Genomic DNA, 19,184 nt, shown 5'->3' with positions numbered 1-19,184 from the left:
GCTCCTATATCATCGAAATGAGAAGTTCGTCGGGATCTTCCAGAGCTTTTATGATTACCTGCATAAAGCGTATGGCGTCGGCTCCGTCTGCCACACGATGGTCAAAGCAGAGCACAATGGGCATTTGCAGGCGCGGTACGATCTGCATTTTACCGCCCTCGGTGATTACCGCCGGTTGCATCCTGCTCTGGCCAAGACCGAGAATTGCAATTTCCGGATAGTTGATGATTGCCGAGAAATGGCTGCCGCCTATGGCCCCTGCGTTGGTAATGGTGAAGGAGCCGCCGATTAACTCCTCCCGGCTCGACTTTCGTTCACGTGCCCTGGTGATCGCTTCGTGCAGCTCAACAGATAACTCCTTGATGCTCTTTCGGTCGACATCGCGTATCACCGGTACCATCAGACCATGCTCCGTATCCACCGCCACACCGATATGAAAATATTTTTTGATGATGATCTCCTGTTTAGGCAGATCAAGGCTGGCGTTGAAGTGGGGATAGGCTTTCAGGGCTGTTGCAACGGCTTTTAAAGCGAAAACGGTCATGGTCAATCTGCCGCCGTTGGCCCGGATTATATCTTTATGACGCTGTCGGAATTCTTCCAGGCGGGTAATGTCCACGACGTCCTGGCAATTGACATGGGGGATCTGTGACCAGGATGCGGACATGCGGATGGCGGTTGCGCGACGAATGGACCGGAACGGTTGGCGTTCAACCTCCCCGAATTGGCTGAAGTCCGGCAGTGGTTCAACGGGCAGAAATGAGGCGCAGTGCTCGGATGCTGTCTGGAGAACCATTTTATTCTGGTCCAGGTTGACCGATCCACCGGATTGAGCAAAATTACGGACATCTTCTGCGGTGACAATACCATTGGTCCCGGTGGGGGATACCTGATGCAGATCGACCCCAAGCTCTCGGGCCAGCCTCCTGGTGGATGGGGCGGCCGGAACCGGTCGGTCGGGAGGGTGCTGCGCTGTTGCCTGACGTTCCCGGGCTTCAGCCCTGGTGTCAGCGGCAGGCTCGGGAGCCGGCTCGGCCTGCTGCACAGCCTCCTGTTCAATGTTTATCTTTGTGGGCGCTGTCTCGTCGGTTACTGCTGATCCGTCAAAGGTGATGAGAATATCGCCGACTTTGGCGATTTCCCCCTGTTTGACATGAATTTCCGTTACCGTACCGGTGGTGGGAGAGGGGATTTCAACCGCGGCTTTATCTGTTTCAACTTCAAGGATGAGATCTCCCTCCGCAACCTTCTGACCCTCTGTTACGGCCACGGCAAGAATCTCCGCTTCATGAACTCCTTCACCCAGATCAGGCAACCGAAATGATGAGGTCATATGTGCTCCAGACTTTGCCCGCAATTCCCATGGGCAGCTTTGGTAGAATTCGGCCCGAGGGAACTGCAGGTTAGTTGTTCAATGTGGCCCGAGCAGCCGCGAGGATTCGCTGTACATCGGGCATATATGCTTTTTCGCGACTGAAATAGGGGATGATAATGTCGTAACCGGTAACACGTACAAGCGGTGCTTCGAGGTAGTAAAATGCTCCTTCCATCAAACGGCTGATGATCTCGGCGCCAGCCCCGAAACTTTGGGGGGCTTCATGCACGATCAACGCACGGCCGGTCTTTTTGATCGACTCGATCATAACAGAGTCATCGAGCGGGGAAATTGTCAGCAGATCGATAACCTCCGCGCTGATGCCAAGTTTCTCTAATTCCTTGGCGGCCTCCATTGCAGGCGGAATCATTGCCCCGTAGGCGATCATGGTCAGGTCATCGCCTTCCCTGATACACTGCGAACGCCCGATTTCCATGGATTCTTCTTGCTCGGGAACTTCCTCGCGAAAAGCACGGTAGAGGGCTTTTGGCTCATAAAAAATGACAGGGTCCGGATCGCGGATTGCAGCAACCAGCAAGGCCCTGGCATTGCGGGGACCGGATGGGATCACCATCTTCAGGCCCGGGGTATGCGCCCAGTAGGCTTCACGGCTTTCTGAGTGGTGCTCCAGGGCCCGTACGCCGCCGCCATACGGTGCACGCATGACCATTGGTACGTTGAGTCTGCCCTGGCTGCGCCAGCGCATTCTGGCGGCATGATTTTCGATCTGATGAAAGTTCTGGTAGGCAAAGCCGGAAAACTGTATTTCACAGACGGGTTTCAGGCCGTAGACTGCCATACCGATCGCCATTCCGGCTATGGCTGCTTCGGCCAGCGGGGTGTCTATCACTCTTTCGGGACCAAAGTCATCAATGAGCGTGTCCGTCACCCGGAAGACACCGCCATCGGGGCCGACATCCTGGCCCAGGATGAGTACGCTGTCGTCTTTGGCCATTTCCTGCCTCAGCGCCAGGTTGAGGGCCTGTACCATCGTCATTTTAGCCATCATGTTCACCTTCTCGCCTGTTCCCGGTTCTAAGAGAGTTCAGGTATCGTGACATCTCCTCTTTTTGTCTGGTTATGTGTGGAGGCAGTTTTTCGAAGAGGTGGTCGAACATGTCGAGTGGGTCGGGGGGCTCAGCCATCTGTAGTTCAGCTTTATGGATCGCTGTCTGTATCCGGTCCAGCACCAGCGATTCGATTTCCTCGCAGTTGGTGTCGTTGAGTATGTTTTTCTGTCGCAGATATTTTTCAAAGCGGCTTAACGGGCATTTCAACATCCATTTTTCCACTTCCTCGTCCGAACGGTAGCGGCTGGGATCATCTGCGGTAGTGTGCATCATCACCCGGTAGGTGACGCATTCGACCAGGGTGGGGCCACCGCCATTGCGCGCCCGCTGAACCGCTTCCTGCGTTGCGACATAGACGGCGAGAATATCGTTGCCATCAACCTGTATACCTGGCATTCCGTAGGCCAGTGCCTTCTGGGCAATGGTTTCGGAGCGGGTCTGCTGCTTGAGTGGAATAGAGATGGCCCACTGGTTGTTCTGGCAGATAAACACCACCGGTACCTGATACACGGCAGCACAGTTCAGGCCTTCGTGGAAGTCACCCTCAGAGGTGGCGCCGTCCCCGAAATAGGTCATGACGATCTCACCATTCTTTCTGTACTTTGCCCCGTAGCCAATGCCCGTCGCATGGAGAATTTGTGAACCGACCGGCACAGACATGGGCATATCCTTCTGCTGTTCCGGGATAATGGTGCCTTCGTTAAAGCCGTTATAATAAAGCAAAACGCTCTCCAGTGACCTGCCGCGCCAGATTTCCGCCGCAGTTTCCCGGAAGGCAGGAACCAGCCAATCGCTCTCCTTGAGATGTATGATCGAACCCATCTGGGCAGCTTCCTGTCCCTTAATGGGGGGGAATGTGCCAATTCTTCCCTGTCGTTGCAGATCGAGCATCCTCTCATCAAAACGTCGACCAAGCAGCATGGCCCTGTAAAGTTCCAGCAGGGTGTCTTGTGAAATTTCAGGCTCAAGATCGGTATCGACTTCTCCATGCTCATTGAGTACTGAAAGATGTTCTATTGTTTCGGTAAGGGTTATTGCTGTGCGTGGCATGGCAGCTCCGGAATCAGGAGGTTGTTTTTTATATAATCGGACGGGTGAACAGATGGTCCGGGGAGTCTGAAAAATCACCCTAAGTGTCTGTATATTAAACGATCCTAACTGAAGTATACCTAAGGTTAGAAGAATAGCAAATTGGCCTGCAGAAAAGGCTGGATATGGTGTGGCCGGCTCTCAGAAGTGCGCTTGTAACTTTTTTAGATTGGGAATTTATAAATGTTTTATGGCTAATTGGGAATAATTACTGTGATTTTAGGTGCTACCATAAAAAGCCATGTAAAAATTCATTGAAAAATCCTCAGATGATGGTATCACATCTCTGGGGGGAAAATTGAGCGGATATGCTTAAAGTATTAGATTTATTGGAAAAATGCTTTAGACCAGGGGCGCATTTGCTCCGGTGTCGGAGCTGTCGCGTTATAGGGAACACTTAGGGGAAATCAGGCTTGGAACTGGTGGATGCAACCTGGGCGAATGGAACAGGGTGTTTCCGCGCGTTTTCAGCTTTCAGGTATGATTTCTACCATGAACCCAAGTGTACGATTCTTACCTGGTAGCAGGCAGGAATGTGAGTAGGCAGGATAAGATCAACCATTTTAAAACTACACTGAAACACATGCAAATTACCCCCCACCCAGTCAGCACTGTTTCTTTGGGCATTGCGATGTACTCCAGCAGGTTCCTGCCGGAAAAGGCTTCTGTGCTTTGCAGAAATATTGCAGGATTTATTGTAGCTTCCGATGAAAATGGATCCTCGGGAGATGTTGCATGACTGCAGTTCAAATTTTACTGGTGGATGCTGAAGCCCGTTTTATTGAGATGCTGCAGCCTATCCTGGAGCACCATGGCTACGCCTGTGAAAAGGCAGTTACCGGTGCAGAGGCAATTCACCTGCTAAAATCCAGATCATTCGACCTGGCGTTGCTCGATATAGATCTGCCGGATATTTCAGGCTGTGATGTGGCTAAATATATTGCTGACACCAGCCCACAGACAATTGCGATCATGCTCACCGGCGGTGGCACTGTTCAGGAAGCGGTACAGGCCATGAAGCTTGGCGCTTATGACTTCCTGCATAAACCATTGAACCATGAACTTCTCTTGCAGACCCTGGAAAAGGCGGTTGAGCATAATCGCCTGAAGACCGAACTCCAAAACAGTGAATACCGTTTCAAGGTACTGGCCGAAGGTGCCTGGGAAGGGATCGTCATCCATAAAGACGGGAAAATCGTCGAAGCAAACAGACCGTTTCGCCAGATGTTCGGTTTTGATACCGAAGAGTCGCTCAAGGGATTTGACGTTGCACGCTTGCTGCAGCCTGAGGTTGGAGGAAAGCTCCCCACCTGCCCGGACGAAAGGGCGGAAGGAGTGGGTGCGGTTATGATGTGCAGACCTGATGGCAGGGAACTGTCGGTGGAGGCTAAAGCACGGGAAATCGTTTATCAGGAGCAGCCAATGCAGGTCTGGGTGCTGCGGGACATGACCAGGCGGTTGCAGGTCGAGCAGGAAAAACTTGAGTTGCAGCGTAAACTAGCAGCGGCTGAAAAACTTAACGCCCTTGGTCTCATGGCCGGCTCCGTCGCACATGATCTGAACAATATCCTGACAGGAGTGGTGAGTTATCCCGATCTGCTGCTACGGCAGATGGATAACAGCAATCCGTTTTATTCTCAGATAGAGAAGATCCGCGAAGCCGGGATGAGAGCAGCCGCAGTGGTATCCGATCTTATGGCCATAACCCGTGGCCGCAATCAGCCGAAAAGTATCCAGAATCCAAATGAACTCATAAAGAGGTACCTGGAGTCACTGGAACATACGGAGCGACTCACCCATTTTCCAGGAGCGGAGGTGAAGACCGGCTTACATCCGGAGGTGGCGAATCTCTACTGCTCTCCACAACACCTCCATAAGCTGTTGCTCAATCTGATCGGCAATGCTCTTGAGGCTATTGGCCCGGAAGGTACAGTAAAGGTGAGTACCGATAATTGCTCATTCAAACATCCCCTGAACAATTCGCTGGGGGCCGGGGGAAACTCATTTGTTAAATTGACGGTCGCCGATGATGGACCTGGAATAAGTGACGAAGACCTCGTACAGATATTTGATCCTTTCTACTCGACCAAGGTTATGGGCAAAAGCGGTACAGGCCTCGGTTTGTCTGTGGTGTGGAATATAGTACAGGACCATGGTGGCTGGATCGAGGTGCACAACACAAATCCCGGCGCGAGATTTGATGTCTACCTGCCTGCTTCAGCCGAGAGTGTAAGCGAGGTATCGGTTATTTGCGGCTCGGTGAAATCGAGAAGAGGAGAGCGGATTCTGGTTGTTGATGATCAAGTCGAGCAGAATGAGATCTTTGAAGCTGCCCTGCGGAAACTTGGCTATAACACTCACTCGCTCACCAGTGGTGAGGCAGCTATAAAGTTCTTGCGGGAGAACAGGGTTGACCTGCTGATGATCGATATGCTTATGGGGCAGGGACTCAATGGGCGTGAGACCCTGGAGGTTGTCCTCAAGGAGTGGCCTGAACTGAAAGTCATTGTAGTGAGCGGTTATGCGCGGAAGGAAGAGTTTCTGAAAAGCAGGGAACTTGGTGTTAATGTATTTCTCGAAAAACCAGTAACCCTTGCGGATATGGACAGTGCCGTACGTGCCGTGTTGGACTCATAGCCTCCAGAGTAGTTTCACAAGGTTTCTTGTTGCCGTTTTTTTTTCTGACTCCCCATAATCTTCAGCTTGAAAAGGTGAGGAGATAGGAGATAGGAGATAGGCGTGGGAGGCAAGTGACTCCATGCTGATTTAATGAGCATATAAGGGTGTTGGCAAGAGTTCTCTAGCTCTCGACTGAGCTTTAGCAGGAGTCAGGTTTTTTCTTCTTAAGTTTCTTTGATCATGAATGAAAATGGAAACGTCTTGACCTGGATGGTGGTAGCCTCGTATAAATGAGAGCTGTCCTGCACGAAACAGGGTGGGATACGGCGTTTGGGCTATGGGAGAGATGGAACAATAAAAGATCTTTTGAAACTTTTAGCCGCAGCAGCCTGATCTTAAGTAAGGGTGAAGTATGCTGCCATAAAGAGAGTTTCAGCCATGTAATCGGGAGAATGTTATGGTTTATCTGGTTGTCATCACCTGTCTGTGGGCGTTTTCATTCAGTCTTATCGGTGTCTACCTGGCAGGTCAGGTTGACTCATACTTTGCGGTGTTGACCCGTGTGCTTCTGGCTGCCCTGGTTTTCCTGCCTATGATACGCAGAATCCCCATACATCTTGCAACGAAATTTATGGCTCTTGGTGCAGTGCAGCTCGGGCTCATGTATGTATTTTACTACAAGTCCTTTTTGCTGTTATCTGTGCCGGAAGTACTTGTTTTCACGATTCTCACACCGGTCTATGTTACCCTGATCTACGATATAATGCAGGGCCGGTTCAGCTACCGCTATCTGGTCAGCGCTGTGATGGCCGTGATCGGCGCTGCAATTATTCGCTACAACGCGGTTGGTTCCGAGGTCTTGCTGGGTTTTCTGGTTGTACAGGGGGCAAATCTCTGTTTTGCGCTTGGCCAGGTCGGCTATAAGGTGGTTTTGGAGAGAAACAAGCTTGATCTGCCCCAGCGAGCCGTGTTCGGGTACTTCTATCTCGGGGCCTTGATGGTGGCAGGTTGTTCCTGGATGATTTTCGGAAATCCGGAAAAATTGCCTGTCACAACAACGCAGTGGGGTGTGTTGATTTACCTCGGAATTGTCGCCTCGGGGCTTGGTTATTTTCTCTGGAACAAGGGTGCTACCATGGTGGATGCAGGAGTACTTGCGATAATGAACAATGCGCTGGTACCGGCGGGCCTCATAGTTAATCTCTTGATCTGGAACCGGGAGGCGGATCTGTTGCGGTTGAGTCTTGGTGGCGGAGTACTGCTACTTTCCTTGTTTTTCCACAAGTATTGGGCTAACCGAAATATCTCACGTGTTTTTTGATATTGCAGGTAAATCAGGTGCGTTCCAGTGAGTTGTTGGAGCGAAAGGACGACAAACAGAATGTGCCCGACCTGCTGAAATAGTCACTTGTTAGCCGGCACCTTTGACCGGCTCACCTCCCTTGAACAGCCCGTCTCCGAATATTCTACCGGGGCGGGCTGTTGCCAGTAAAAATAAAAAATCAATAGACGCCACATGAGGTCATCCTTATGATAGGCTTTAGGTGGGGAACTGTTACGCTGTCCTCTGCAGATCTGACATGTGTTGACTCCTTAATCCTCCTTCTGAACGCCTTACCTGAGTTGACCTTATGATAATATTTTTTGCGAGCGTTGCCGCGCTTATAATTGGCTATCTGGTTTACGGGGCGTTTATTGACAGGCTGTTTGGTGCGGACCCAAACAGGAAAACCCCGGCAGAAACGATGCAGGACGGGGTAGATTACCTTGAGCTTCCACCCTGGAAGATCTTTCTTATTCAACTATTGAACATAGCCGGTCTAGGCCCGATTTTCGGCCCGATTCTGGGGGCGTTGTATGGGCCTGTGGCGTTGGTCTGGATTGTGCTGGGAGCAATATTTGCCGGTGCTGTACACGATTATTTTTCCGGCATGCTCTCGGTTCGTTATAACGGACAAAGTGTGCCGGATGTGGTGGGGCAAAATCTCGGAATGCTTTTCAAGCAGTTCATGCGTGGTTTCTCTGTGATTCTCCTGATTTTAGTCGGTGTGGTGTTTTTTCTCGGTCCTGCGGAATTGTTACAGAATCTGACCGGCATTGACGTGAAGATTCTGGTCGGTATTATCCTGGCATATTATTTCCTGGCGACAATTCTTCCCATCGACAAGATAATTGGCAGAGTGTATCCAATTTTCGGGGCCATACTGATCTTTATGGCGGTTGGTCTCATGACTATGCTGATAGCCAAAGGATATGATTTTTATCCCCAGAGAACGCTGGTGAACGTCAATCCGCAAAATCTGCCACTCTGGCCGCTGATGTTCATAACGATTGCCTGCGGGGCGGTGAGTGGATTTCATGCCACCCAGTCACCTCTCATGGCCCGTTGCCTGCCGAATGAAAAATATGGCCGTAGCGTCTTCTATGGTTCAATGATAGCCGAGGGAGTAATCGCGCTTATCTGGTGTACTCTGGCCATTTCATTTTTTCATACCCCGGAAATGTTGAACAAGGTTCTCGGAGAAGGTGGTCCGGGGCTGGTGGTCAATCAGGTTTCCACAACTCTGCTTGGTCCATTTGGCGGGGTATTGGCCATTATCGGCGTTGTACTGTTACCGATTACCTCAGGAGATACTGCTTTTCGAAGTGCCCGGCTGATATTAGCCGATACTTTCCAACTCTCCCAGGTTGAACCGGTCAAACGCCTGTTGATAGCGGTGCCGCTTTTTGCTGTTGGTTTTATTATTTCCTTGTCAGAGTTTGGAATTATCTGGCGTTATTTTGGCTGGGCCAACCAGACTCTGGCAACAGTGGTTCTCTGGGCGGCTGCTATGTATCTCCTGAAACACGGTAAACTGCATTGGGTGGCAAGTATTCCGGCAACGTTCATGACGGTTGTTGTCGTTACTTTTCTTGCAAACTCCGGGATAGGATTTGGCTTGCCGATGAACGTCTCTACTTCAATAGGTCTGGGAGTGGCGTTCGTGGTTGTTGTGGCCTTTTTCAATAAAGCGAGGATGCTTCGTATCCAGGGAAAGGAGTTTGGCGAACCGCAATAAATTCCAGTTTCAATCACCACAGGCGCATCCTCCTTGTTCCGTATGTATCTACAGACCGTAAAGGGTGGCTCGGATGAAGAAAGGTCGTAAATATTTTCTTTTGCTGGGGCTTACATTTTGTCTGCCTATGTCAGGATTCGCTAATGATTACGCAGGGCAGTGGCTGGGAACTATTAAAGAGTCGATCAACATGTGCGAAGGATTGGGGAAGGCGGAACCAGGTGATTATAAGCTGACAATAATCCAGCGGGGGCCTGATATAACCATCATGGATAATGTACAACAGCAACCCTACACCGGGGTGGTCCGTCCGGAGAAGCCGCTTGAAGTGTTTGTTCAGGGAACATATGTCAAAGACGGGGGCTATATAAGTGAGCTTGTTACTATCCAGTTTACCGATGAAAGCAGGGGGGAGGGTGAGTCTGTCTGGCGTTGGTCGGATGGGTATCATGGTTGCGGTGGACGATTTTCATTTGCCCTGACCAGGATACGACCGTACAAGTGAGAGATTTTCTACAGGAAAATGGGTGGTTGTGAAGGGGCTTGTGTCTTCGGGCGCTGAATGGTGTGCTAGCTGTAACTGGCGACAAGAAAATCAATTTGTCCAGATATTTTTTTATGATGAGTGAAGAACTTGTTCTGGCAGTAGATTTAACAGAAAACTCATAATTCCAGACTGGATACGATCCATTGGTTGGTAACTGTCTGTTATGGTGGGGAAAAGTGTCTTAATGAAATCGTAACAAATGTAACGGGGTGGCGCGTGTTATGGAGTGGTGTTTCGCCTGCTTAATTGCTTGAAATTGTTTTGCAAAATATGATTTTAGGCTGACGGGATTTGGTGTGTGATTGCTGTCGATTGCGGAAGCCGGGGTTACTTGTTTTTTTGTTAGCGAACGTATATCCATCTCCTCGACAGAATGATCTGTCTCGAACACATTCGTAAATAAGGAGAGCAAATATAATGAAGAAAATATTGTTGTGCGCATTTGCGGCTTTTTGCATGCTTACCGTATCTACTGTTCAATCAGCACTTGCCAATACCCGCCTGGTAGGTTCAGGAGCAAGTTTCCCCGCGCCTTTGTACTCAATCTGGTTTCAGCAGTTCAGCAGGGCGAATTCCGATATTCAGGTGAACTATCAGTCCAAAGGTTCTGGTGCAGGTATTCGTGATTTTCAGAACGGTGTCGTCGATTTTGCAGCAAGTGATGCCGCGATGTCAGAAGAAGAGATTGCAGCAGTTGAAGGCGGTGTACAGCTTTTGCCTATGACCGCAGGTGAGGTTGTGCTTGCTTACAATCTGCCGGGTGTTGCGGAACTCAAACTTCCTCGTGAAGTGTATCCTGCAATTTTCCTTGGTCAGGTAAAAAAATGGAACGATCCCAAGATTGCTGAAGCAAACCCGGGAGTTACTCTGCCTGATCTTGACATCACCGTAGTGACACGCGCTGACAGCTCCGGTACTACGTATGTTTTTACCAAGCATCTGAGCACCATCAGCGAAGATTTCAGCAATGGGCCGGGTATTGGTAAAACAATAAACTGGCCAAATGATGCTAAATTGGTACGCTCGCCGAAAAATGACGGTGTAACTGCGACCATTAAGCAGACCCCGGGTGCTATCGGCTACATTGAGATGGGTTTTGCCCGTATGGCCAAGCTTGATATGGCGGTGCTTCAGAACAAAGAGGGTGAATACGTGAAGGCTGGTAAAGAGGGTGGTATGAAAGCCCTGGCCAGTGTTGAAATTCCGGAAGACATGATCGTATGGGCTTCCGATCCAGCCGGCAAGGACTCGTATCCGATCGTTACCTACACCTGGATGATTTTCCACAAGAAATACGACGATCCGAAAAAAGCAGAGGCTCTTCGCAAGATGGTGGAATACTGTCTCGACGAAGGTCAGAAAATATCTGACAGGGCAGGATATATCGAGTTGCCTGCAAACGTTGTAGAACGTGTCAGCGAAGCTTCTAAAAATATCCAGTAAGACCTTCCTGGATACTTGTTAGTGTACCACCTGGGGCGGGGAAACCCGCCTCATGGAGTTTAAGAGAAATGTCTTACCATACAGACCCGAATACCGCTGAAGCAGGCTCTTTGTCGCGACCACCGTCAAAGGGCGACATCTTATTTGATAAATCATTTCGATGGTTGACCCTGGCATTTACCTGGGCAACCATTTTTTTGCTTGGATACATCGTCTTTAAAATCGGTGGACAGGCATTGCCGGCGATCAGCCAATATGGCTTTAAATTTCTCACCACCACTACCTGGGATGTGAATGCCGGCCAATTTGGCATTTTGCCGGAAATATGGGGAACGCTCTACAGTTCGTTTCTTGCCCTTATCTTCGGTGGATTCTTCGGGGTGACCATTGCGATTTTTGTCACCCAGGACTTTTTGCCGAAAAGCGTGGAACTGGTCCTGAAAAACCTGATTGAGTTACTGGCAGCGATTCCAAGTGTTGTTTATGGCCTATGGGGTATTTATGTCCTGATTCCAATGATCAGGCCTGTGGCCGAATTTCTGCACAGCACATTCGGCTGGGTGCCGTTTTTCTCAACCAGCTTGAGTGGGCCGGGAATGTTTCCGGCGGCTATAGTACTTTCCATCATGATTTTACCGACTGTTGCCGCCATATCCCAGGATGCGCTCAGATCGATCCCGCTCAAAACCAAAGAAGCAGCTTTCGGTATGGGTACCACACGCTGGGAGGCAATACTGCGAGTGATGTTACCCACCGCCTCCGGTGGTATCTTTGGTGCACTGGTCCTTGGTTTCGGCCGCGCACTCGGGGAGACCATGGCGCTGGCTATGCTGGTTGGTAACTCAAACCAGATCAGTCTCTCTGTATTTGCACCTGCCAATACCCTCGCTGCATTGCTGGCTTTAAACTTTCCGGAAGCCGGACCGCACGAGGCTTCGGTTCTCATGTACGCCGCCTGCGTGCTGCTGCTGATTACCCTGCTGGTGAATATCGCAGGAGCTGCCTTCATCTCTTTGATGGGGCCGGGAGGTAAGAAATGAGTGATATGAAAAAGCAGGATATCCTACTCAACCTTGAGCGTCAGCCTTTTGAACCGCGCGCTCTGAAATCCATCGTTCTCAGCACCATTACAGTCATCTGTGCGCTGATAGCGATTGTTCCGCTCTTCTCGGTACTGCTGATGCTGATCTACAAGGGCGGCAAAAGACTGAATTTAGAAGTGTTCTACGCGTTGCCGCCAACGGCTTTTGACCTGGGCGGCGGTTTCGGCAACGCCATCCTCGGTACCCTGTTTATGGTTGGTATTGGTGCTCTGATCAGTGTGCCGTTCGGTGTTCTGGCGGCGATATTCCTGGCTGAACTGGGTTCTCACAGTAAGGTCGCCAAGGTGGCGAGATTCTGTGCCAAGACCATGACCGGTCTGCCGTCGATTCTGGCCGGTGTGTTTGCCTATGCGGCCGTTGTGCTCGTCATGGGTACGTACTCTGCCTGGGCTGGTGGTATTGCGCTGTCACTGCTGATGATTCCAGTCGTGATGCTGACTACTGAAGAGGCGATCAAGATGGTGCCGAATCCGATGAGAGAGGCTGCGTTTGGTATGGGATGTACCCAGGCTCAATCGATGACCAAGGTTATTTTACCGGTGGCCCTACCAAGTATTATTACAGGTGTGGTGCTTGCCGTGGCACGAGCGGCAGGTGAAACCGCACCCTTACTTTTTACGGCGCTTTTCAGTGATTACTGGCTACGGGCCAATGAGCCGACAGCGTCCCTCGCGGTACTTATTTACAATTACTCGGGTATGCCGTTCGAAAATCAGATCGAACTCGCCTGGGCGGCATCGCTGGTGCTGGTGCTGCTTGTTTTTGTATTGAATATGATCAGTCGTGCCATTGGCCAACGTACAAGAATTTAATAGAGATTTCCATCCGCAGAAAAAGAAATCGTTGAATTATGACTCCAGACCAGACAACAAATACTGGCGAAACTCCAGAGCTTTCAGACAACATAGTGCTCGATTGCCAGGCTGAAAAAATATTTTACGGTGATTTTCTTGCCGTGCGCAACAGCCACGTACCGATTCGCAAAAATCAGGTGACAGGTTTTATCGGCCCGTCAGGTTGTGGTAAGAGCACGGTGCTCAAGAGTATCAACCGCATGAACGACCTTATTCGGGGCTTCCAGTTCCACGGCAAGGTGCAGTTTCACGGCGTGAATATCTACGACAAAAAGGTCGATCCGGTTTCTGTTCGCAGGAATATAGGTATGGTATTCCAGCAGCCGAACCCATTTGCCATGTCCATTTATGAAAATGTAGCTTTTGGTTTGCGTCTCAGCAGATTCAAAGGAAATATGGATGAACAGGTGGAAAAAGCTCTAAAGGGTGCTGCCTTGTGGGATGAGGTGAAAAATAAACTCAAAAGCAATGGCCTTGCATTATCCGGCGGTCAGCAGCAGCGCCTCTGCATTGCCCGGGCTATTGCTACCGAACCGCAGGTCCTGCTCATGGATGAGCCATGCTCCGCACTGGATCCGATTGCCACCAGGCAGATCGAAGAGTTGATGCATGATTTGAAAAAGCGTTTTACGGTGGCTATCGTGACCCACAACATGCAGCAGGCCCAACGTGTCGCCGATCAAACAGCCTTTTTTGCGGTGGATATTTCCCATGGAGGCCGAACCGGTTACCTGGTTGAGATGCGGCCCACCATGGAGCTGTTTGAAGATCCGAAAGAAGAGTTAACCAAAGAGTACCTCCACGGTGAATTCTCCTAATGGTAGGGAGGACGATGATATGAGATTGCAATTGCAATTGTTTTGTGCAAATTTCACCACCATTCTATTGGTCGTGTTTCATATCGAAAAAAGTGGTGCGGAACTCAGTGAATAACGATGCCAAAAGATAAGTTTCGACTTAATCTCGAAGAGATAGAATGGTCTCTGCGAAACGTTCAGGAAAATTTTGCCAAAATTAATGATACTCTTCTGATGCGCCGTGAGGTGCTGGAGGATGTTATCCTGGAGAACATGCTGGCCGGGTACATATATCTGGATAAGCACCTGACAAAAGGTTCGAGTTTGCTGAACAAACACGAATTGAATCATCTGCTGGAGCTCAATCATATTGTTCTCTGTGGTCCGGATCCCAAACAGAGAAAGGATTTTGAACATCATATCAAAGTAACAACCGAGCGTTTTTATAATCAGGATAAATGCAGTATCGGGCTTATTAAAAAATGGGCTAAAAAGCATAAGCATGACTCTCCCTGGATTCAGGCGGCTGGTGTTTATGTAATGCTCATCAGTCAACCACAGCTCTTCCTTGAAGGGAATCACAGGACGGGGGCATTGCTCATGAGTCACATCCTGGTTCGAAACGGTTTTCCACCTTTTGTGCTGACGGTTGACAATGCAAAACCCTATTTCGACCCATCGACACTGGCCAAGCAGACGAACAAAGATTTTCTGGGCGTCTACTATAAGCTGCCTAAAGTTAAACGAAACTTTTGCACTTTTCTGGAAGCCCAGGCGAATTTCGATTTTTTAAACACTAAAATTAAGAAATCAAAACGTTAAGTGTCGCTCAAGGGCCGGTAAGAATACTGTTTCAGTTTTTTTGTATTTTCTGGCGTGACCTGGTTCTCTTCATCTTAGGATATGCGTCGTGGTATAATTGAGTGATAGGCATGACTGCTATCATGGTTTGAACTCAAACGGGAGGTGGATTATGGCCGTATCATCTGATTTTGAAAAACTATTTGAGCGTCTAAAAACAGAAAGAGACAACTTGAAACTCAAACTTCACCTCGGCTCTATGGAGGTGCGTGAGGAGTTTGATGAGGCAGAAAAGAAGTGGCAGCAGCTGAAAAACAAGGCAGCAAATGTCACAGACGAGGCAGTGGAGACCTCGGAAGAATATCTCGATAAGGCCAAAGTTGTAGGTAATGAATTAAAAGAGGCTTATAAGAGAATCAGCGAGCGCCTGTCAAAATAAATGTTCGAAGTATACAATAGCCCAACGCTCAAAGTGGGTTGTGCCAGGGCTGCAATGAGAGCAGGGTGGCAGGAGATATCGGTTGCCTCATTTCGGGTTTTCCTATCCTGAAGTGGGGCATAATTTTTCAGGGTAAGAAATGGTTGTTGTGCGTTGTGCGTTCTGCGCTGTATCACCTTCTCGCGCGGCATGCCCTCCAACACATTGGTTTACCTGTAATAATCCACCCAGCTAAAGAATATGCTATTGGCGTCGCTGAATGTTTCTCTTGCCAGGCAGACATCAAAATACTTCCCGTTCTGGTCAATGCCGCTCCTGATTTCCAACTCGTCTATCTGAAAAATTCTGTCTGCAGCCGTAAATGTGAAGCCCTCGAGGTTGTTTAGGCGGAGGCGGATGATTGTTTTGGCGGGCCAGCTCCCGTAAGCTTTAGTGATTGAAGCTCTGCCTATTCCCGATTTGGAGAAAACTTCAAAAATAACATCGGAGGCGGTACTTTCCATTTCAATCTGCGCTGGCAGAGAATGAAGAGAACGTGTCTCAAACTGAATATCCTGTACTTGAGAAGTGCAAGCACCAATTGTAAACAGTAGTGCAAGTGCGCAACCGATGAAGGTGCGTTGACGAAAGCGAAGCGGGTCAGTATCTGGATTGGTCATGAGTATCTTTCAGCTATCAGCGTATCAAAGTGACGAAAAGTTGAGTTTGAGCCTTGCCTGACCATCAGTTCGGGTGGGGAGTGAACTCTTTTAATATAAAGAACCGGTGAGGGTTGGGCAATTGTAATCAGCATTGAAACCCAGACGGGAGAAATCAGGGAGGCTGCATGAAAAGATATTATCATAACCTCCCTGAATTAATTTCAACTAAAGGCGATCACACAGAATGCGATTTTCCCTGTAAAAGCCATCTACCGAAGCCTTGCTCCAGTTGCCGCCGCCGGTGTGGATAGGGGAGAGGGTGATTTTCAGTACGTGGCAAACACCTTCAGCATTTTGTACTCCTGCCGTGAAAATTGCTTCCTGCTTCTGGGGTTCACCGGTAAGTGAATGGTTCTCCTGATACCACGATCTACTGGTCTGGTATGGTGCGGGCTTGATGTCATTCAGGTATTCATGTTTTTCCGCGAAATGCTGCAGGGGGTTAAGAACCTGCTCCTGGGTGTTCTCATCCTGTTGAATGTTGCTTTTCGGCAGTTGTTTCCAGCTTGTCATCTGCCAGCAGGATAGCGTCCAGGGCTTCCAGTACACCGGGCGCGTCATGAAATTCCTGCCTCCATTCATCTGAAATCGGCTTCATTTCGCTGGAGTTGCGAAGCTCATGCCATTAGGCCATTAGGCCATTGGGCGAGGTGAGCCTCAGAGAGATGGAACTGGCTACGAAACCGTTCCAGATCTCGCCACTTTCATGGTTTCCTGGCGTGCTGTTTCCCTCTTTCCAAGGTTATTCACCGCCTCTCCCATGAGCGTGTCAAGGATCACCATATAGTGAATCAGATCGTAATAGGCAATGTTTGTTCGTGGTTGATGACAGCATTGTTCAATCCCTTGGCAGCCCGGTTTACGTTGACGTCTTCGCTGTATTTCTTGATCTCGGTGTAGAGATCGACCAGGCTCTTTTGCACGTTGTTCAGGAGGTAACCGTGCTTTTTCTCAATGAATGTCACATCTTCAAAAACCAACACCGGGATGAGTTCTTCCCCCCCCCATTTTTTCGCTGAGTGTCTGGGGCATTGAGGTGAGTTGGGAAGTGTGAGGGATAATGTCAATTGCCAGTTGTCTGTTGATCGCGTTTTGCAATTTTCTGGCGCAGCGGTTGATCTGGCCTCATGGCTGCGTGTACCTTGATTGACCAAGCTGTTTGTCGAATTGCTGGTAAAAGCGGGTAGGAGATTCCTTAGTTTTGTTCTCCTGTTTGCCCGCGACGGTAAATGATGCTGAACTTAGCAGTATAGCACTTGAAAAAGCCAAAAATCTTTAAAGAGATGTGGTTTTCATTTGGGATGATTTCTGAACAGGTACTAGTGAGAGAGGGGGTGGGCATATGAGTTACCATCGTATCCCCATCTTCCTGGGATGATGTACTGTAGAAGTTGTAATATATTTAAATTAGTCAAATTTTTATGTGATTTTATGGCACGCCTGAAATAGCAGGGGAATGGGAACTTGTAAATAAAAAGCAGGCTGTGCAGGTCAAATAGCTTAATATTGCGGTGTGATTTCGTTGCCTTAGGTCCGATATGGCTGCTTTGGCCAGGGACTGTCAGGATGGTCGGTAGGAGTGACGCAGCGAAAGATGAAGAGAGTTTAATTGAGCAGGGACAGCATAAAAAGCATTAACAGCAACAACCAGGAATCATGGGAATTGTCATGGTGACTAAAGTGGCCTCTGCCACGATACCATCCTTTGCCAGGATAAGCGCTTCGGCAAAGTTTTCCTGTAGATCGTTATCATCGATTCCCAGATCGGAGAGGACCAGATGGAAATCAGCCTGGAGACCGGTCTGTTCAGCGTACCTTGCTCCACATCTACGTTCGCAGCCATCTACAATTATGGTTGGTGGCATTTCAGGACCGTTTGCCTCTGTCTTTTGGCAGAGCGCAATGTGCTCAGTGTCGAGCCAGCGGCCCTCTTTTTCGAGAACCAATTCCTGAGTTGCAGCAACGGTAAGCCTGCCTGCGTTCGATGGACCACGGCAAGGTAAGATGTAGAGTATTTCTTTCTTCGGGTACGTTTTATCCATAGTAAAAATGGTTTTTCGATTTCACATCAGGCCTTTGGCATCGTTGGTGCTGGTAGTAGAGAATTCCGGGCATTCTATTTTATCCAGACCATGCGTTCTTCGGACTCTCTCGATTCGGCGACATATGGTGTTGCTGTTGTCAAATTGATACTGCTCTACTTCAACCACAAGACCATCTCCGGGGTTGAACACATTCTGCAGGGCATAGAGGCGGCCGTTTCCCTCAAATGCAATGTGACAGCCCGTAGAAATCCGGACGGTCTTAATACCGGAAACTGATGGCATGTAGCGGTTGAGAATATCCCTGGGAAGCAATTTGATTTCTGTTAATTCATCCCGGTGCTGTGTAAGGGTATCAATTCTGGCCTGGGTTGCAATCAGGGCATTTTCCCTGTTGATTGGATGGATCGGCAATAGGGAAAAGAGTGGTACCATGACGAAATCGGATTGGGTACGCTTTCTGTGTATATCGAGCACTACTTTGGCGAGGAGCGCGTCCCGTGCATCCATATCCTGGAGTTCTCCCTTCTTCCCCCAGAGGTAACCTATGATTTTTTTGCACTGCTCAACTAATCCGCTCATCTTTTCTGTAAGTTGAAGGTGGTTGAGAAGCGGTGAACATCTGATAGATTTCCAGTAGAAGGATTATGATATATAACGCAGAAAGTACGAGAACCAGAAGGCCGAAAATAATAGGGTGGAGATGAGGTTCAAATAATAACTGACATAGATAACTGATGAAAATAGTCAATCCCGCTAGCTCAATAAGAGTGAAAAAATAATAACCGGACGGTGTGGATACAGATTGTTCTTTTGCGTATACCAGAATGAATGGAATAGCAAAAAACAGTAGAGGTATTGTGGTGGCACTGTCCGTATCGTTGCTGCTTTTGCCCAACGGTACAAGAATAAAGGCGATAAATAATGCTGCCACAACAACCTTGATTGATTTCAGCATAGTATCTCTACCCCCCCCAGGTCATAGGCTGAACCATCTGAAATTGCAACGGTGCAACACGCTATGCAAGCTGCATAGAGTAATAATTGGTTGTGTAAAAAACCAATGAAGTCAAATAATTAACATTATTTTAGTTGTTGGTGCAAGTGTTGCTTGCCACGATTTAAAATTACGACTCGACCATTTTCACAGATCTGCGTACTCGTTTGCCGGAACAATCATTTTTTACTGTAATCGGGTAAATCCAGGAGGAAGGTAATGGTGAAGAATTACATTGAAGTCATTTG

19 protein-coding genes are annotated in these 19,184 nt (G+C 48.9%); 10 read left to right on the top strand and 9 right to left on the bottom strand.

The features are described 5' to 3' along the window. Nucleotides 1-4: 4 nt before the first annotated feature. From ACN5NT_RS19895 to pdhA, 3 genes are all read right to left on the bottom strand, one after another. Nucleotides 5-1,333 carry a dihydrolipoamide acetyltransferase family protein gene (locus ACN5NT_RS19895; RefSeq protein ID WP_419176628.1) on the bottom strand — a complete coding sequence of 443 codons (1,329 nt, stop codon included), beginning with the start codon at nucleotides 1,331-1,333 and terminating at the stop codon, nucleotides 5-7. Between the two features lie 70 nt (nucleotides 1,334-1,403). Next, nucleotides 1,404-2,381, bottom strand: coding sequence for an alpha-ketoacid dehydrogenase subunit beta (locus ACN5NT_RS19890; protein WP_419176627.1), 978 nt, complete (start codon nucleotides 2,379-2,381; stop codon nucleotides 1,404-1,406). Next, on the bottom strand, nucleotides 2,374-3,495 hold the full coding sequence (gene pdhA, locus ACN5NT_RS19885) for a pyruvate dehydrogenase (acetyl-transferring) E1 component subunit alpha (RefSeq protein ID WP_419176626.1): 1,122 nt from the start codon (nucleotides 3,493-3,495) through the stop codon (nucleotides 2,374-2,376). Before pdhA ends, ACN5NT_RS19890 begins: the two co-directional genes overlap by 8 nt. A gap of 774 nt (nucleotides 3,496-4,269) precedes the next feature. Between pdhA and ACN5NT_RS19880 the strand changes: the two genes are divergently transcribed. The 10 genes from ACN5NT_RS19880 to ACN5NT_RS19835 all read left to right on the top strand — a co-directional run bounded on the left by ACN5NT_RS19880 (nucleotide 4,270) and on the right by ACN5NT_RS19835 (nucleotide 15,196). Further along, nucleotides 4,270-6,171: a response regulator gene (locus tag ACN5NT_RS19880; RefSeq protein WP_419176625.1), complete on the top strand. Its 1,902-nt coding sequence runs from the start codon at nucleotides 4,270-4,272 to the stop codon at nucleotides 6,169-6,171. A gap of 439 nt (nucleotides 6,172-6,610) precedes the next feature. Further along, complete coding sequence (locus tag ACN5NT_RS19875) at nucleotides 6,611-7,474, top strand: carboxylate/amino acid/amine transporter (RefSeq protein WP_419176624.1); 864 nt, start codon at nucleotides 6,611-6,613, stop codon at nucleotides 7,472-7,474. A gap of 310 nt (nucleotides 7,475-7,784) precedes the next feature. Then, on the top strand, nucleotides 7,785-9,212 hold the full coding sequence (locus ACN5NT_RS19870; protein WP_419176623.1) for a carbon starvation protein A: 1,428 nt from the start codon (nucleotides 7,785-7,787) through the stop codon (nucleotides 9,210-9,212). 73 nt (nucleotides 9,213-9,285) lie between these two features. After that, nucleotides 9,286-9,717 (top strand): hypothetical protein, encoded by a 432-nt coding sequence (locus ACN5NT_RS19865; RefSeq protein ID WP_419176622.1) that lies wholly within the window; start codon nucleotides 9,286-9,288, stop codon nucleotides 9,715-9,717. A gap of 459 nt (nucleotides 9,718-10,176) precedes the next feature. Further along, the gene (pstS, locus tag ACN5NT_RS19860; RefSeq protein ID WP_419176621.1) at nucleotides 10,177-11,202 is read left to right on the top strand and encodes a phosphate ABC transporter substrate-binding protein PstS; all 1,026 of its coding nucleotides are present in this window, start codon (nucleotides 10,177-10,179) and stop codon (nucleotides 11,200-11,202) included. Between the two features lie 68 nt (nucleotides 11,203-11,270). Further along, nucleotides 11,271-12,242, top strand: coding sequence for a phosphate ABC transporter permease subunit PstC (gene pstC / locus ACN5NT_RS19855; protein ID WP_419176620.1), 972 nt, complete (start codon nucleotides 11,271-11,273; stop codon nucleotides 12,240-12,242). Then, nucleotides 12,239-13,117 carry a phosphate ABC transporter permease PstA gene (pstA, locus tag ACN5NT_RS19850; RefSeq protein WP_419176619.1) on the top strand — a complete coding sequence of 293 codons (879 nt, stop codon included), beginning with the start codon at nucleotides 12,239-12,241 and terminating at the stop codon, nucleotides 13,115-13,117. The genes pstC and pstA overlap by 4 nt, the downstream gene beginning before the upstream one ends. 38 nt (nucleotides 13,118-13,155) lie before the next feature. Further along, entirely contained in the window at nucleotides 13,156-13,977 is an 822-nt protein-coding gene (pstB, locus tag ACN5NT_RS19845; RefSeq protein ID WP_419176618.1) for a phosphate ABC transporter ATP-binding protein PstB, read from the top strand. A 117-nt stretch (nucleotides 13,978-14,094) separates the two neighbouring features. Continuing rightward, nucleotides 14,095-14,778 carry a hypothetical protein gene (locus ACN5NT_RS19840; RefSeq protein ID WP_419176617.1) on the top strand — a complete coding sequence of 228 codons (684 nt, stop codon included), beginning with the start codon at nucleotides 14,095-14,097 and terminating at the stop codon, nucleotides 14,776-14,778. 151 nt (nucleotides 14,779-14,929) lie between these two features. Beyond that, nucleotides 14,930-15,196 (top strand): hypothetical protein, encoded by a 267-nt coding sequence (locus tag ACN5NT_RS19835; RefSeq protein WP_419176616.1) that lies wholly within the window; start codon nucleotides 14,930-14,932, stop codon nucleotides 15,194-15,196. Nucleotides 15,197-15,405: 209 nt separating this feature from the next. On the opposite strand, the gene ACN5NT_RS19830 is transcribed toward ACN5NT_RS19835, so the two are convergent. The 6 genes from ACN5NT_RS19830 to ACN5NT_RS19805 all read right to left on the bottom strand — a co-directional run bounded on the left by ACN5NT_RS19830 (nucleotide 15,406) and on the right by ACN5NT_RS19805 (nucleotide 18,897). Then, the gene (locus ACN5NT_RS19830) at nucleotides 15,406-15,855 is read right to left on the bottom strand and encodes a hypothetical protein (protein WP_419176615.1); all 450 of its coding nucleotides are present in this window, start codon (nucleotides 15,853-15,855) and stop codon (nucleotides 15,406-15,408) included. Nucleotides 15,856-16,062: 207 nt separating this feature from the next. Continuing rightward, entirely contained in the window at nucleotides 16,063-16,458 is a 396-nt protein-coding gene (locus ACN5NT_RS19825; RefSeq protein WP_419176614.1) for a hypothetical protein, read from the bottom strand. A gap of 230 nt (nucleotides 16,459-16,688) precedes the next feature. Beyond that, the gene (locus ACN5NT_RS19820; protein ID WP_419176613.1) at nucleotides 16,689-16,964 is read right to left on the bottom strand and encodes a hypothetical protein; all 276 of its coding nucleotides are present in this window, start codon (nucleotides 16,962-16,964) and stop codon (nucleotides 16,689-16,691) included. A 567-nt stretch (nucleotides 16,965-17,531) separates the two neighbouring features. Further along, on the bottom strand, nucleotides 17,532-17,939 hold the full coding sequence (locus tag ACN5NT_RS19815) for a putative zinc-binding protein (protein WP_419176612.1): 408 nt from the start codon (nucleotides 17,937-17,939) through the stop codon (nucleotides 17,532-17,534). A gap of 21 nt (nucleotides 17,940-17,960) precedes the next feature. After that, nucleotides 17,961-18,521 (bottom strand): hypothetical protein, encoded by a 561-nt coding sequence (locus tag ACN5NT_RS19810; RefSeq protein ID WP_419176611.1) that lies wholly within the window; start codon nucleotides 18,519-18,521, stop codon nucleotides 17,961-17,963. After that, nucleotides 18,505-18,897 carry a hypothetical protein gene (locus ACN5NT_RS19805; protein WP_419176610.1) on the bottom strand — a complete coding sequence of 131 codons (393 nt, stop codon included), beginning with the start codon at nucleotides 18,895-18,897 and terminating at the stop codon, nucleotides 18,505-18,507. Before ACN5NT_RS19805 ends, ACN5NT_RS19810 begins: the two co-directional genes overlap by 17 nt. Nucleotides 18,898-19,184 lie beyond the last annotated feature (287 nt).

It is taken from the genome of Desulfosediminicola sp. (assembly GCF_048381775.1).
GTDB classification, from domain to species: Bacteria; Desulfobacterota; Desulfobulbia; order Desulfobulbales; family Desulfocapsaceae; genus Desulfopila; species Desulfopila ganghwensis.
The sequence above is the reverse complement of the archived record's forward strand: the minus strand, read 5'-3'. Positions and strand labels throughout refer to the sequence as shown.

What these genes read in the sequence shown, in the direction of transcription:
- pstA (WP_419176619.1), top strand. Translation starts at nt 12,239, where the DNA reads ATGAGTGATATGAAAAAGCAGGATATCCTACTCAACCTTGAGCGTCAG.
- ACN5NT_RS19835 (WP_419176616.1), top strand. Translation starts at nt 14,930, where the DNA reads ATGGCCGTATCATCTGATTTTGAAAAACTATTTGAGCGTCTAAAAACA.
- ACN5NT_RS19880 (WP_419176625.1), top strand. Translation starts at nt 4,270, where the DNA reads ATGACTGCAGTTCAAATTTTACTGGTGGATGCTGAAGCCCGTTTTATT.
- pstC (WP_419176620.1), top strand. Translation starts at nt 11,271, where the DNA reads ATGTCTTACCATACAGACCCGAATACCGCTGAAGCAGGCTCTTTGTCG.
- pstS (WP_419176621.1), top strand. Translation starts at nt 10,177, where the DNA reads ATGAAGAAAATATTGTTGTGCGCATTTGCGGCTTTTTGCATGCTTACC.
- ACN5NT_RS19825 (WP_419176614.1), bottom strand. Translation starts at nt 16,458, where the DNA reads ATGACGCGCCCGGTGTACTGGAAGCCCTGGACGCTATCCTGCTGGCAG.
- ACN5NT_RS19805 (WP_419176610.1), bottom strand. Translation starts at nt 18,897, where the DNA reads ATGCTGAAATCAATCAAGGTTGTTGTGGCAGCATTATTTATCGCCTTT.
- ACN5NT_RS19810 (WP_419176611.1), bottom strand. Translation starts at nt 18,521, where the DNA reads ATGAGCGGATTAGTTGAGCAGTGCAAAAAAATCATAGGTTACCTCTGG.
- ACN5NT_RS19875 (WP_419176624.1), top strand. Translation starts at nt 6,611, where the DNA reads ATGGTTTATCTGGTTGTCATCACCTGTCTGTGGGCGTTTTCATTCAGT.
- ACN5NT_RS19840 (WP_419176617.1), top strand. Translation starts at nt 14,095, where the DNA reads ATGCCAAAAGATAAGTTTCGACTTAATCTCGAAGAGATAGAATGGTCT.
- ACN5NT_RS19815 (WP_419176612.1), bottom strand. Translation starts at nt 17,939, where the DNA reads ATGGATAAAACGTACCCGAAGAAAGAAATACTCTACATCTTACCTTGC.
- ACN5NT_RS19865 (WP_419176622.1), top strand. Translation starts at nt 9,286, where the DNA reads ATGAAGAAAGGTCGTAAATATTTTCTTTTGCTGGGGCTTACATTTTGT.
- ACN5NT_RS19870 (WP_419176623.1), top strand. Translation starts at nt 7,785, where the DNA reads ATGATAATATTTTTTGCGAGCGTTGCCGCGCTTATAATTGGCTATCTG.
- ACN5NT_RS19895 (WP_419176628.1), bottom strand. Translation starts at nt 1,333, where the DNA reads ATGACCTCATCATTTCGGTTGCCTGATCTGGGTGAAGGAGTTCATGAA.
- pdhA (WP_419176626.1), bottom strand. Translation starts at nt 3,495, where the DNA reads ATGCCACGCACAGCAATAACCCTTACCGAAACAATAGAACATCTTTCA.
- ACN5NT_RS19890 (WP_419176627.1), bottom strand. Translation starts at nt 2,381, where the DNA reads ATGGCTAAAATGACGATGGTACAGGCCCTCAACCTGGCGCTGAGGCAG.
- pstB (WP_419176618.1), top strand. Translation starts at nt 13,156, where the DNA reads ATGACTCCAGACCAGACAACAAATACTGGCGAAACTCCAGAGCTTTCA.
- ACN5NT_RS19830 (WP_419176615.1), bottom strand. Translation starts at nt 15,855, where the DNA reads ATGACCAATCCAGATACTGACCCGCTTCGCTTTCGTCAACGCACCTTC.